The organism is Nocardioides piscis, from assembly GCF_011300215.1.
In the GTDB taxonomy this organism is placed as follows: domain Bacteria; phylum Actinomycetota; class Actinomycetes; order Propionibacteriales; family Nocardioidaceae; genus Nocardioides; species Nocardioides piscis.
The window spans coordinates 3,020,746-3,033,818 of the sequence record NZ_CP049866.1; the positions used below are offsets into that span (position 1 = coordinate 3,020,746).

Below are 13,073 nucleotides of genomic sequence, written 5' to 3' on the forward strand. Positions count from 1 at the left end.
CTCCCCTGACCGTTCGCGACTCAGGAAGTGGTGCCGAGGATGTCGACCACGAAGAACAGCGTGTCGGTGCCCTTGATCCCGGCGCCCTCGTTGCCCTGGGGGCCATATCCGTCCGCGGGCGGGATGGAGAGGATCACCCGCGAGCCGACGGTCTTGCCGACGAGGGTCTTGTCCCAGCCGGTGACGACCGCGCCGACACCGATCTTGAACGAGGTCGGGTCCTTGGAGTAGCTCTCGTCGAAGGGCTTCTTGGCCTCGTAGACCTGGCCGAGGTAGTTCACCGCGATGGTCTGGCCCTTCTCGACAACTGCGCCCTCGCCCTTGATGAGGGTGGTGTCGAGGAGGTTCTTGCTCGGCTTGTTGGCGTCGGCGAAGTCCAACCCGGTGATGACACCGTCGGACTCGACCAGGCTGGGCGCCCACTTGGCGGGCTCGCGGTCCTCGCCGGCCGGCTCGTCGATGACCTTGCCCATCAGGTCGACGACGAACACGACACCGTCCTTGTTGCCGATGCCGAGCTGCGGGTTGCCGGACTCGCCGAACGCATCCTCCGCGCTGCTCACCACGGCGACCCGGGACCCGACCTTGTGGCCCTCCATCGCCAGCTTGAACGGCTCGGACATCTCTCCGTTGAGCAGCTGGGGCGTCTCGGTCTCATAGGTGCTGTAGACCTCGGACTCGGTGTAGCCGTTGCCGATCCAGATGTGGGCGAACGCGCCGTCACCGGCTTCGAGCGTCTCGCCGTCGCCCTCGGTGAGGACCTCGGTCTCGATCTCGTCGGGGTTGACCTGCCCGTCGAACGTCACCTCGGGTGCCTTGCCGACGTCTCCGCTGACCTCGAGGCTGCTCAGGCCGGCAGCCTGCTCGCTCCCGGATCCGCCCTCGTCGTCGCCGCAGGCCGACAGCCCGAGCGTGGAGAGCAGCAGGACCCCGCCCGCAGCGGCGAGACGGGAGCGGCGCGGGTGGGCGGTGGCAGCGAGACGGGGCACGGTGGGAGAACCAATCATCTGGGGAGCAGGACAGCGCGGTCACCCTATCCGGCGGGGCTGAGCCGAACCTGAGTGTGTCGAGTGCGTGGCTGCGCCGAGCGCTGGGGACGACTCACATGCCTTCGATGAGCCGCTCCACCCGCTCGTCGAAGGCCCGGAACGGGTCCTTGCAGAGGACGGTGCGCTGGGCCTGGTCGTTGAGCTTGAGGTGGACCCAGTCGACCGTGAAGTCGCGGCGGCGCTCCTGCGCCCGGCGGATGAAGTCGCCCCGCAGACGGGCCCGGGTGGTCTGCGGTGGGACGCTCTTGGCCTCGAAGATCTTCAGGTCGGTGGTCACCCGGGCGACGGCTCCCCGCTTCTCGAGCAGGTAGTAGAGGCCTCGGCCGCGGTGGATGTCGTGGTAGGCGAGGTCGAGCTGCGCGATCCGCGGGTGCCCCAGTGGGAGGCCGTGCTTGGCGCGGTAGCGGTCGATCAGCTTCCACTTGATCACCCAGTCGAGCTCGCGGTCGACCAGGCCGAGGTCGTCGGACTCGACGGCCTTCAGTCCGCGCTCCCACAGGTCGAGGGCCTGCTCGATGAGCGGGGTGCTGATCTGTCGCCGGTCGACGAAGTCGCGGGCCTTCCCGAGGTATTCGCCCTGGATCTCCAGCGCGCTCGCCTCCCTGCCGTTGGCGAGCCGGACCTTGCGTCGGCCCGTCATGTCGTGGGAGATCTCCCGGATCGCGCGGATGGGGTTCTCCATCGTGAGGTCGCGCATCACGACGCCCTCCTCGATCATCCGCAGCACCAGGTCGCAGGAGGCGACCTTGAGCATCGTGGTCGTCTCGCTCATGTTGGAGTCACCCACGATCACGTGCAGGCGTCGATACTTCTCGGCGTCGGCATGGGGCTCGTCGCGGGTGTTGATGATCGGTCGGCTGCGGGTGGTGGCGCTGGAGACGCCTTCCCAGATGTGCTCTGCTCGTTGGGAGACGCTGAAGGAGGCACCCCGCGGCGTCTGGGTGACCTTCCCGGCACCGACGACGATCTGCCGGGTGACCAGGAACGGGATCAGGACGTCGGCGAGCTTGCTGAACTCGCCTGCGCGTCCCACGAGGTAGTTCTCGTGGCAGCCGTAGGAGTTTCCTGCCGAGTCGGTGTTGTTCTTGAACAGATAGATGTCGCCCGCGATGCCTTCGTCGTGGAGGCGCTGCTCGGCGTCCAGCAGGAGTCCCTCGAGGATCCGCTCCCCCGCCTTGTCGTGCGTGACCAGCTCGACGATGTCGTCGCACTCCGGGGTGGCGTACTCGGGGTGGCTGCCGACATCGAGATAGAGCCGCGCGCCGTTGCGGAGGAAGACGTTGCTCGACCGCCCCCAGCTCACGACCTTGCGGAACAGGTAGCGCGCGACCTCGTCCGGGCTCAGCCTGCGCTGCCCCTTGAACGTGCACGTGACGCCGTACTCGTTCTCGATCCCGAAGATCCGCCGGTCCATGACCAGACCCTAGTCCGCGATGCCACGGCAGCGGGGGATGAAATCAAGCAATCGGACAACTTGAGGCCCTGTCGCGGTTCGCCGGCCCGGTCCTGGGGCCCAGCAGGGGTTGGGCGAGCGTTGATCGGGTAGACACGGGGCATGACCTCGTTGTGGCTCGATCGACCCCGCCCCACCCGACCGACCCTCGACGACGACGTCGCCTGCGACGTGGCGGTGGTCGGCGCTGGCGTCACCGGACTCGTGACCGCCCTGCTGCTGGCCCGCGCTGGCCGATCCGTGGTGCTCCTGGAGGCACGGACCGCCGGCGCCGCCACCACTGGCAACACCACCGCCAAGGTGAGCCTGCTGCAGGGCACGAAGCTGTCCCGGATCCGGCGTGGTCGCAGCGAAGACCTCGTCAGGTCGTACGTCGACGCCAACCGCCGCGGCCAGGACTGGCTGCGCGGCTTCTGCCTCGACCACGGCGTGCCCGTGGACGACCAGGCCGCCCTGACCTATGCGACCGGCCGCAGCGGCGAGAAGCAGATCCGACGCGAGCTCGAGGTGGCCCAACAGGTCGGCCTGCCGGTGGAGTGGACCGACGAGACCGAGCTGCCCTTCGCCATACGAGGAGCCATCCGCCTCGGCGACCAGTTCCAGATGCACCCGGTCGAGCTGGTCGACGCGCTGGCGCAGGCGCTGATCGACGCCGGCGGTCAGCTGTTCGAGCACTCCCGGGTGCGTCGCGTGCGCCATGAGTCCCCCGGGGTCCGGGCCGAGACCGAGGCTGGGTCGGTGACGGCCTGCCACCTAATCATCGCCACCAGCATGCCCATCCTCGACCGGGGCGGCTTCTTCGCCCGGCTCGTGCCCCAGCGGTCCTACGCAGCGGCGCTGCGTCCGGGATGGGTGCCCGACGCCATGTATCTCTCCGCGGACTCCCCCAGCCACTCGATCCGTCGGGTGGACCACGACGGTGCTCCCCTGCTCCTGGTCGGTGGGCACGGCCACGTCACGGGTCGGACGAGCTCGGAGGCCAAGCAGCTGGCAGGCCTGCTCGACTGGGCGCGAACCGAGCTCAGCGCCACGGAAGTCACGCACACCTGGTCGGCCCAGGACCACGGGCCGGCCGCCGAGCTGCCATACGTCGGGCCGCTCCTGCCCCACGACGGCCACATCCTGGTCGCGACCGGCTTCGACAAGTGGGGTTTCACCAATGCTCCGGCGGCGGCCGAGCTGCTCACGGCGCAGATCACCGGAGCCACACAGCCGGACTCGGCGGCCATGAGCAGCTGGTCACCGTGGGAGGCGACCGGGCTGCCCAAGGCGCTGGTTGCCAACGGCTCCGTCGGCTTCCAGATGGCGCGCGGCTGGCTCGACGCAGCCGTCGCCACGGACGATGACCGACCCGAGGAGGGCGAGGGTGTCGTCACGCGCCGGGGTCTCGCCCCGATCGCCAGGTGCACCGTTGCGGGCGAGACTCGTGAGGTCTCGGCCGTGTGCCCCCACCTGCACGGGATCGTGACGTGGAACGACGCCGAGAAGTCCTGGGACTGCCCCCTCCACGGATCACGCTTCGCCCCCGACGGGTCCGTGCTCGAGGGCCCCACGACCGAGCCGCTGCGTCAGATCTGACCCGGCTCCCCGGCGGCGGGGGTTGGGACGGTCCGGGCGGGGGCTGGGGCGGAGCCGGTGGCGCCACGGGCGGGGGCTGGGGCGCCGGCGCCGGTGCGGTGGGCGGACCTGTCGGCGCCGGGTCTGAATGGTGGGGAGCACCGGTCATCGGGTTCTCCAGCGGGGGGATGCCTCCGCTCACCTGATCGGTGGGGTCTGCCGGGTCGTCGGTCGCGGGCGCAGACGGGGGCCTGGCCCCGCTGGTGTCGTCCGGCTGGGGTGCGTCGGGCTGCTCGGGTCCGCGATCGCCCAGGATCTCGGTCAGCCGACTCTCCCGCAGACGCAGGAACTTGCGCGGCTGGGACCGGGTGCGGTCGAGGCAGGCGACCTCCAGGTCGGCAACCGGGATCACGCGGTCGCCGGCGTCGGTGTGGCCGAGGGCAGCCACGGCCACGTGCAGGGCGTCCTCGAGGGTGGCGCCCGCCTCGTAGTGCTCCTTGAGGTGGGCGGCCGTCGACTCGGCGTTGCCGCCCATGACCGCGAACTGGTGCTCGTCGGCGACCTGGCCGTCGTAGGTGAGCCGATAGATCTGGTCGTCGGCGGCGGCGTCACCGACCTCGGCGACGAAGATCTCCACCTCGTAGGGCTTCTCGCCGCCGCTGGAGAAGATCGTGCCCAGGGTCTGGGCGTAGGCGTTGGCCAGTCCGCGACCCGTCACGTCACGCCGGTCGTAGGCATAGCCGCGCATGTCGGCGAGCCGGACACCGGCGATCCGGAGGTTCTCGAACTCGTTGTAGCGACCCACGGCCGCGAACGCGATCCGGTCATAGATCTCGGAGACCTTGTGGAGCGCCTGGGAGGGGTTCTCGGAGACGAAGAGGATGCCATCGACGTACTGGATGGCGACGACCGAACGACCGCGGGCGATGCCCTTGCGCGCGAAGTCCGCGCGGTCCTTCATCATCTGCTCGGGCGATACGTAGAACGGGGTGCTCATCTCAGTCCTCAGATCAGGGCCGCGGCCGGGCCGTCGGGACGTTGCATGCGGGCCGCGAGCATGCGATCGGCGATCTCGGCCACCTCGGCGTCGGGCACCCGTCGGCCGCCGTCGGCGGTGATGACGTGGACGACCGGGAAGATCCGGCGGGTCAGGTCGGGACCACCGGTCGCCGAGTCGTCGTCGGCGGCGTCATAGAGCGCCTGGACGACCGCGGTGACGCACTCCATCGCCGAGAGGTCCTCCCGATAGAGCTTCTTGAGTGACCCGCGGGCGAACAGCGAGCCGGACCCGACGCTGTGGAAGGCGGTCTCCTCGTAGCGGCCGCCGGTGACGTCGTAGCTGAAGATGCGGCCCTGGTCGTGGTTGAGGTCGAAGCCGGCGAACAACGGGACCACCGCGAGGCCCTGCATCGCCATACCGAGGTTGGCGCGGATCAACGCGGCGAGGCGGTTGGCCTTGCCGTCCATCGACAGCGTCATCCCCTCGATCTTCTCGTAGTGCTCGAGCTCGGTCTGGAACAGCCGCACCATCTCGACCGCCAGGCCGGCTGTGCCGGCGATGCCGACCACCGAGAACTCGTCGGCGGGGAAGACCTTCTCGATGTCGCGCTGGGCGATGATGTTGCCCATCGTCGCCCGACGGTCACCGGCCATGACCACGCCGCCGGGGAAGGTCGCGGCGACGATCGTGGTCCCGTGGGGTGCGAGGTCGCCGGCATTGCCCGCCGGGACGGCGCGCCGCGAGGGCAGGAGGTCGGGTGCTTGTACGGCGAGGAAGTCGCTGAAGGACGAGGAGCCCGGCATCAGGTAGGCCGCGGGCAGGCGTGGGTCGCTCATACGGGGTCCCTGTCGAGACCGCAGCGCAGCGAGGATCTCGATGGGGTGTTCACTGGCCGCCCTTCTGGATGAAGGACTTCACGAAGTCCTCGGCGTTGGTCTCGAGCACGTCGTCGATCTCGTCCAGGATGGCGTCGATGTCGTCATCGAGGACCTCCTTGCGCTCGGCCACGTCGGACTCGACGACCTCTTCGGTCGCCGTCTGATCCTGGCTGGACTTGCGCGGTTGCTTCTGTTCCTGGGCCATGCACACGACCCTATCCAGAAACCGAAGCCGCGCACGGGAACACCCAGGCTCATTGGGACCCAATGCTGTCGCGGGGCTCGAGAAGCGCCGAGGGACCCGGCGCCTGAGGAGGCCGAGGGACCCGGCGGTTGAGGAAGGCCGAAGGCCTGTCACGAAGCGCCGGGCAGGCGCCACCGACCCGGCGGTTGAGGAAGGCCGAGGGACCCGGCGGTTGAGGAAGGCCGAAGGCCTGTCACGAAACCCCGGGGTTGGTCCACAGGTCCGAGAAGGTGGTTTTGGAAACCACTCACGAGGCAACTGTGGACCGCATGCCGTGGACCTACATGCTCCGCTGTGCCGACGGCAGCTACTACGTCGGCAGCACTTGGGACCTCGAACGCCGGGTCAACCAGCACCAAGGCGGGGAAGGCGCTGCCTACACCCGTCGGCGACGGCCCGTCGAACTCGTCTGGTGCGCTGAGTTCCAGCGCATCGCAGAAGCGTTCGAGTGGGAGAAGCGGATCCAGGGCTGGTCACGCGCCAAGCGAGAAGCCCTGATCAAGGGTGACGAAGCCGTGATCAGACAACTGGCTAGCCGTGCCTGGGCGGCGCAACAGGTCCGCAAGGCTGTGCCCACGACGCCTGCCCCACCTCCGGTTTCGTGACGGGCCTTCGGCCCTCCTCAACCTCCGGGCCGCGCTGGTCGGTCTTCGGCTGCCCACCTCCGGTTTCGTGACGGGCCTTCGGCCCTCCTCAACCTCCGAGCCGTACGTGCCGGTCTTCGGCCCTCCTCAACCTCCGGGCTGAGTCGGCGGGCCCATGGCACCCCACCTCCGGTTTCGTGATGGGCCTTCGGCCTGGCTCAACCTCCGGGGCTGAGTCGGCGGGCGCATGGCACCCCACGTTCCGGTTTCGTGATGGGCCTTCGGCCTGGCTCAACCTCCGGGCTGGGCCGGCGGGCGCATGGCACCCCACGTTCTGGTTTCGTGACGGGCCTTCGGCCCTCCACAACCTCCGGGCTGAGTCGGCGGGCCTATGGCACCCCACCTCCGGTTTCGTGATGGGCTTTCGGCCTGGCTCAACCTCCGGGCTGGGCCGGCGGGCCTATGGCACCCCACGTTCCGGTTTCGTGACGGGCCTCCGGCCCTCCTCAACCTCCGGGTGGCGTGGGTTTCGGCCCGTCCTCACCCTCGGCCCGTCCTCAACCTCCGGTCAGCGGCTGGTGAGGCGCGCGACCAGCTCGAGGGCGGTGTCGCACTCGTCGAAGAGGGCGCCGACGTGGGCCTCGCTCCCCCGCAACGGGTCGATGGTGGGCACCCGCTGGAGCGACTCGCGACCAGGCAGGTCGAAGATCACCGAGTCCCACGAGGCGGCGGCCACACTGTCGGCGTACTTCTCCAGGCAGCGGCCACGGAAGTAGGCCCGCGTGTCTGCAGGCGGGTCGTGCATCGCCCGCTCGACGGAGGCGTCGTCGAGCAACCGCTCGATCCTGCCGGCAGCAGCGAGCTTGGCGTAGAGGCCCTTCTCGGGACGGATGTCGCTGTACTGCAGGTCGATGAGGTGCAGCTTGGCGGCGTCCCAGTCGAGGCCGTCGCGACTGCGGTATTGCTCGAGCAGCTTGAGCTTGGCCACCCAGTCGAGCTCGCCCGCGCACAGCATCGGGTCCCGCTGCAGCCGGGTCAGCACCGACTCCCAACGCTCCAGCACATCGGCTGTCTGGGCGTCCACGTCGTCGCCGAACCGCTCGGCGACATATTTCCGCGCGCGGTCGAGGTATTCCAGCTGCAGCTCGACCGCGGTGATGGTCCGCCCGTCGTGCATGGTCAGCAGCTCACGCAGGGTCGGGTCGTGGGACACCGCACGCAAGGAGGCGACGGGCGCGGCCACCGACAGGTCGTCGGTGATGAACCTGTCCTCGATCATCGCCAGGACCAGGGCGGTCGTGCCGACCTTGAGATAGGTCGAGACCTCGGACAGGTTGGCGTCGCCGATGATCACGTGGAGCCGCCGATATTTCTCCGGGTCGGCGTGCGGCTCGTCGCGGGTGTTGATGATCGGCCGCTTCAGGGTCGTCTCCAGGCCCACCTCGACCTCGAAGTAGTCGGCCCGCTGACTGACCTGGAACCCGTGCTCGCGACCGTCCTGCCCGATACCGACGCGCCCGGCACCGCACACGACCTGGCGGCTGACGAAGAACGGGATCAGGTGGCGAACGATGTCGGCGAACGGGGTGGAGCGGCGCATCAGGTAGTTCTCGTGGGCGCCGTACGACGCACCCTTGTTGTCGGTGTTGTTCTTGTAGAGCACGATCGGGGCGGCACCCGGCGTCTGCGACGCGAGCCGCTGGGCGTCGAGCATCACCTGCTCCCCCGCCTTCTCCCAGCGCACCACGTCGAGCGGTGAGGTCACCTCGGGTGAGGAGTACTCGGGGTGGGCGTGGTCGACGTAGAGCCGAGCGCCGTTGGTGAGGATGACGTTGGCGAGCCCGAGGTCCTCGTCGGTGAGCTGGCTGGGGTCGGCGACCTGGCGCGCCATGTCGAAGCCGCGGGCGTCGCGCAGTGGCGACTCCTCCTCGAAGTCCCACCGGGCCCGCCGCGCCTTGACCGTGGCCGAGGCATAGGCGTTGACGACCTGCGTCGAGGCCACCATCGGGTTGGCCAGGGGAAGCCCCTGGACCGAGATCCCGTATTCGATCTCGGTGCCCATCACGCGACGAACGGTCATGGGTCGAGCCTACGGGTGGGACGGAGAGGATGGAGCCGCCGCAGGCGGATGTCGGTGCCTGCTCCGGTGGCTGCGCCGTACGCTCGGACGATGAGCCGCGCGCTGTGGACCGACCATGTGGTGCCCCGCCTCACCGACGTCTCGTTGCGCAACGAGGAGATCGGGCGGCTCCGTGCCCGAGTCTGCGAGGGACTGACCGGCGACGTGCTGGAGATCGGGTTCGGGTCAGGTCTGAACATGCGCTTCCTGCCGGGCGACGTCACCCACGTGAGCGCGGTGGAGCCCTCCGAGGTCGGGTGGCGGCTCTCGGAGCGTCGTCGCGCGCGCTCGAGCGTGCCTGTCGACCGCGCAGGACTGGACGGCCAGCACCTGGCGCTGCCAGACCACTCCCATGACAGCGCCCTGGTGACCTTCAGCCTGTGCACCATCCCGGACCCGGCGTCGGCGCTGCTCGAGGTGCAGCGCGTGCTGCGTCCCGGGGGCCGGTTGCACCTGCTCGAGCACGGGCTGGCCCCGGATCCGGGCGTACGGCGATGGCAGCACCGCCTCGAGCCTGCGCAACGGCGGCTCGCGGGTGGGTGTCACCTCACCCGTGACGTCGCCGGTCTGCTCCGGAGCGGGGGGTGGCAGCCGGAGTGGCTCGAGCACCCCGACCTGCCGGGGCCGAAGGCCGCACGCCCATGGACGTACGTGACCATGGGCGTGGCGACCTTCGACTGAGGATCAGCGGCTGCGGAGCTTTCCAAGGACAGCGAGGACGACGACGACGGCCAGGACGATGAGCAGGATCTTGATCACGAGATTCTCTTCTCTGTGGGGGGTGCCGGTCAGAGGTACTGACCGGTGTTGGCGACCGTGTCGATCGATCGACCCGGTTCGGTGCCCTGCTTGCCGGTGATGAGGGTGCGGATGAAGACGATCCGCTCCCCCTTCTTGCCGGAGATCCGCGCCCAGTCGTCGGGGTTGGTCGTGTTGGGCAGGTCCTCGTTCTCCTTGAACTCGTCGACGCACGCCTGGAGCATGTGCTGCACCCGGACGCCCCGCTGTTGCTGCTCGAGGAGGTCCTTGATGGCCATCTTCTTGGCACGGTCGACGATGTTCTGGATCATCGCGCCCGAGTTGAAGTCCTTGAAGTAGAGGACCTCCTTGTCACCGTTGGCGTAGGTGACCTCGAGGAAGCGGTTCTCCTCCGACTCGGTGTACATCCGCTCGACCGTCGCCCGGATCATCCCGCTGACACAGGCCTCGGCGTCGCCGCCGAACTCGGCGAGGTCGTCGGCGTGCAGGGGCAGGTCCGCGGTGAGGTACTTGGTGAAGATGTCACGCGCGGACTCGGCGTCGGGACGCTCGATCTTGATCTTCACGTCGAGCCGTCCGGGACGCAGGATGGCCGGGTCGATCATGTCCTCGCGGTTGGACGCACCGATGACCAGGACGTTCTCGAGAGTCTCGACACCGTCGATCTCGCTGAGCAGCTGCGGGACGATCGTGTTCTCCACGTCGGAGGAGACCCCCGAGCCACGGGTGCGGAAGAGCGAGTCCATCTCGTCGAAGAACACGATGACGGGCGTGCCCATCGAAGCCTTCTCGCGGGCCCGCTGGAAGACGAGCCGGATGTGGCGCTCGGTCTCGCCGACGTACTTGTTCAGCAGCTCGGGACCCTTGATGTTGAGGAAGTAGGACTTCCCGGATGCACCTGTCTTCTCTGCGACCTTCTTGGCGAGCGAGTTGGCGACTGCCTTGGCGATCAGGGTCTTGCCACAGCCAGGGGGCCCGTAGAGCAGCACGCCCTTGGGGGGCTTGAGCTTGTGCTCCTTGAAGAGGTCGGGGTAGAGGTAGGGCAGCTCGACCGCGTCGCGGATCGCGTCGATCTGGGTGACCAGGCCGCCGATCTGGGAGTAGTCGATGTCGGGGACCTCCTCGAGGACCAGCTCCTCGACCTCCGACTTCGGCACCCGCTCGTAGGCATAGCTGGCGCGCCCGTCGAGCAGCAGCGAGTCGCCGGCCTTGGGCAGCTCCTCGAGCAGCGGCGCGGCGAGGCGCACCACACGCTCCTCGTCGGCGTTGGCGATGACGAGCGCACGCTGGCCGTCCTCGAGGAGCTCCTTGAACATCACCACCTCGCCGACCTGCTCGAACTCCAGCGCGGCGACGACGTTGAGCGCCTCGTTGAGCATGACCTCCTGGCCCTTGACCAGGGCGTCGAGGTCGACAGCCGGGCTGACGTTGACCCGCAGCTTGCGCCCGCCGGTGAACACGTCGACCGAGTCGTCGTCGTTGCGACCCAGGAAGGTGCCGAACCCGGCCGGCGGCTGGGCGAGCCGGTCGACCTCTTCCTTGAGCTTCATGATCTGGTCGCGGGCCTCGCGAAGTGTCTGGGCGAGCCGCTCGTTCTGGCTCGTGACGGCTGCGAGCGAGCGTTGCGTGTCGTTGAGCCGCAGCTCGAGCCCGCGCGAGTGCCCGGGTGCCTCGGTGAGCCTTCGGCGCAGGTCGTGGACCTCGGCCTCCAGGAAGCGCACCTGCGTGGCCAGCTCCTCGGGACCCATTCCGCCAGTGGGAGTCGAATCGGACATGAGCGTCACCTCCTGATTGATTTGGACATTACCCATGCTGCGGTGATCGGTGCGTCGAAGCGCTCGAGTGTTGGTCACGAATTGGCTGCGGTATGGCGACGAGCCGCCGCTCAGCCCAGTGAGTCCTCGGGGTCGTTGAGCCGCCGGATCGCGCGGAGCTCGGTAGCAGTGAACTCCCCCGAGGCCTCCAACGCCCGCTGCAGCACCCCCGACTTGCGGGCGATGTAGGTGTCGATGTCCATCCCGGGGTGCTCGGCCAACGCCAGCTTCACCTCGGCATAGGCGTCGCGGAGGGCCGCGTCGCGGCGCAGGGTGTCGCGCACGGCGAGGTGGTTGCGAACGTTGACGGTGTCCTCCACGCACACGTACACGTGGCGTGCAGGCGCATCGTCCGGGGGGTGGAAGGCCTCACGGTCGGCGACGCCGAGGTCGCCCCGGTGGACGTAGCCGACCTTCACGAGAGCCGCCACGGCTGCCCCGACGTCGGCTCGCGGGACGATCACGTCGATGTCGAGGATCGGCTTGGCCGCCAGGCCCGGGACAGAGGTGGATCCCACGTGCTCGACCCGGGCCCGCGGCACGGTTGCCAGCGCCGTACGAAGGTCGTCGGCAACCCGCTCGAACTCGACCCGCCACTGCGGCGACCAGGGGACGACCCGGACGCTCACTCGACCCCGTCCTGGCCCTCGCCCTCGGGCTCGGGCAACGGCGGGAGGTCGGACGGCCGGGGGCCGGTGTAGTCGCGGCCGTAGGCACCCGGTGCGGGTCGGCGGGTCTTGCGCGGCGGCCGCTCCCCCGGTGCCATCCGGCGTGCGGTGACCAGGAAGGCGGTGTGGCCGATCATCTTGTGGCCGGGCCGCACGGCCAGTCCCTCGACGTGCCAGTCGCGCACGAGGGACTCCCAGGGCTGTGGCTCGGTGAACCCGCCGTGGACGCGCAGGGTCTCCACGACCCGGGAGAGCTGGGTGGTCGTCGCGACGTAGGCGCAGACGATGCCGCCCGGGACGAGCTTCTCGGCGGCGACGTCGATGCAGTTCCACGGGTCGAGCATGTCGAGGATGATCCGGTCGACCTGGCCCTCCAGCTCGAGGAGCCCGACCTTGAGGTCGCCGAGGCGCAGGTCCCAGGCGGGGTGCGAAGAGCCCTCGGGGGCGTTGAAGAACTGGTCGACGTTGCGCTTGGCGACCTCGGCGAACTCCTCCCGCAGCTCGAACGAGGTGACGCGTCCCCACGGCCCGACGGCCCGCAGGAGCGAGCAGGTCAGGGCCCCGGATCCTGCCCCGGCCTCGACCACGCGAGCGCCCGGATAGATGTCGGCCAGCGCCACGATCTGGGCAGCGTCCTTCGGATAGACGACGGCTGCGCCGCGCGGCATCGAGACGACGAACTCGGACAGCAGCGGGCGGAAGACGAGATATTCGCCGCCCGCCGAGGACGTGACCGTGAAGCCTTCGTCGCGACCGATCATCTCGTCGTGGTCGAGGTGCCCCTTGTTGGAGAAGAAGCGCTTGCCTGCCGTGAGCTCGAAGTTGTGCTTGCGCCCCTTCTGGTCGATCAGGCGCACCCACTCACCCACGCGCAGCGGGCCGCGGTGGACGCCGGACCAGGCTTCTGCGGGAACGTCGGGGCTGGTCGGCAGCGGGGTCTCGGACATG

General features: G+C 69.0%; 11 protein-coding genes and 1 pseudogene. 3 read left to right on the forward strand and 9 right to left on the reverse strand.

Translation table 11 applies throughout. From position 1 onward, the window contains the following. Positions 1-20: 20 nt before the first annotated feature. Positions 21-989 carry an FKBP-type peptidyl-prolyl cis-trans isomerase gene (locus tag G7071_RS14825; RefSeq protein ID WP_166320019.1) on the reverse strand — a complete coding sequence of 323 codons (969 nt, stop codon included), beginning with the start codon at positions 987-989 and terminating at the stop codon, positions 21-23. A 112-nt stretch (positions 990-1,101) separates the two neighbouring features. Further along, a complete protein-coding gene (gene pafA / locus G7071_RS14830; RefSeq protein WP_166320021.1) occupies positions 1,102-2,463 on the reverse strand; it encodes a Pup--protein ligase in 1,362 nt (453 codons plus the stop codon). A 141-nt stretch (positions 2,464-2,604) separates the two neighbouring features. Here pafA and G7071_RS14835 point away from each other — a divergent pair, with 141 nt between their 5' ends. Then, positions 2,605-4,080, forward strand: a complete 1,476-nt coding sequence (locus G7071_RS14835) for an FAD-dependent oxidoreductase (protein WP_166320022.1) — start codon at positions 2,605-2,607, stop codon at positions 4,078-4,080. A gap of 349 nt (positions 4,081-4,429) precedes the next feature. Here G7071_RS14835 and prcA read toward each other — a convergent pair. From prcA to G7071_RS14850, 3 genes and pseudogenes are all read right to left on the reverse strand, one after another. Further along, positions 4,430-5,056 (reverse strand): annotated as a pseudogene (gene prcA / locus G7071_RS14840) (proteasome subunit alpha); the annotation flags it as partial. 8 nt (positions 5,057-5,064) lie between these two features. Then, positions 5,065-5,895 carry a proteasome subunit beta gene (gene prcB / locus G7071_RS14845; protein ID WP_166320023.1) on the reverse strand — a complete coding sequence of 277 codons (831 nt, stop codon included), beginning with the start codon at positions 5,893-5,895 and terminating at the stop codon, positions 5,065-5,067. 49 nt (positions 5,896-5,944) lie between these two features. Then, positions 5,945-6,142 carry a ubiquitin-like protein Pup gene (locus tag G7071_RS14850; RefSeq protein ID WP_166320024.1) on the reverse strand — a complete coding sequence of 66 codons (198 nt, stop codon included), beginning with the start codon at positions 6,140-6,142 and terminating at the stop codon, positions 5,945-5,947. Between the two features lie 308 nt (positions 6,143-6,450). On the opposite strand from G7071_RS14850, the gene G7071_RS14855 reads away from it, so the two are divergent. Then, positions 6,451-6,786: a GIY-YIG nuclease family protein gene (locus G7071_RS14855; RefSeq protein WP_166321183.1), complete on the forward strand. Its 336-nt coding sequence runs from the start codon at positions 6,451-6,453 to the stop codon at positions 6,784-6,786. Positions 6,787-7,333: 547 nt separating this feature from the next. Here G7071_RS14855 and dop read toward each other — a convergent pair. Next, the gene (dop, locus tag G7071_RS14860; protein ID WP_166320025.1) at positions 7,334-8,845 is read right to left on the reverse strand and encodes a depupylase/deamidase Dop; all 1,512 of its coding nucleotides are present in this window, start codon (positions 8,843-8,845) and stop codon (positions 7,334-7,336) included. Between the two features lie 90 nt (positions 8,846-8,935). On the opposite strand from dop, the gene G7071_RS14865 reads away from it, so the two are divergent. Then, positions 8,936-9,565, forward strand: coding sequence for a class I SAM-dependent methyltransferase (locus G7071_RS14865; protein ID WP_166320026.1), 630 nt, complete (start codon positions 8,936-8,938; stop codon positions 9,563-9,565). 107 nt (positions 9,566-9,672) lie between these two features. Here G7071_RS14865 and arc read toward each other — a convergent pair whose 3' ends face one another. The 3 genes from arc to G7071_RS14880 form a co-directional block, all read right to left on the reverse strand. Continuing rightward, positions 9,673-11,418, reverse strand: coding sequence for a proteasome ATPase (arc, locus tag G7071_RS14870; RefSeq protein WP_166320027.1), 1,746 nt, complete (start codon positions 11,416-11,418; stop codon positions 9,673-9,675). 110 nt (positions 11,419-11,528) lie between these two features. Beyond that, entirely contained in the window at positions 11,529-12,086 is a 558-nt protein-coding gene (locus tag G7071_RS14875) for a GrpB family protein (RefSeq protein ID WP_166320028.1), read from the reverse strand. Next, the gene (locus tag G7071_RS14880; protein WP_166320029.1) at positions 12,083-13,072 is read right to left on the reverse strand and encodes a tRNA (adenine-N1)-methyltransferase; all 990 of its coding nucleotides are present in this window, start codon (positions 13,070-13,072) and stop codon (positions 12,083-12,085) included. The genes G7071_RS14875 and G7071_RS14880 overlap by 4 nt, the downstream gene beginning before the upstream one ends. Position 13,073: the final 1 nt, after the last annotated feature.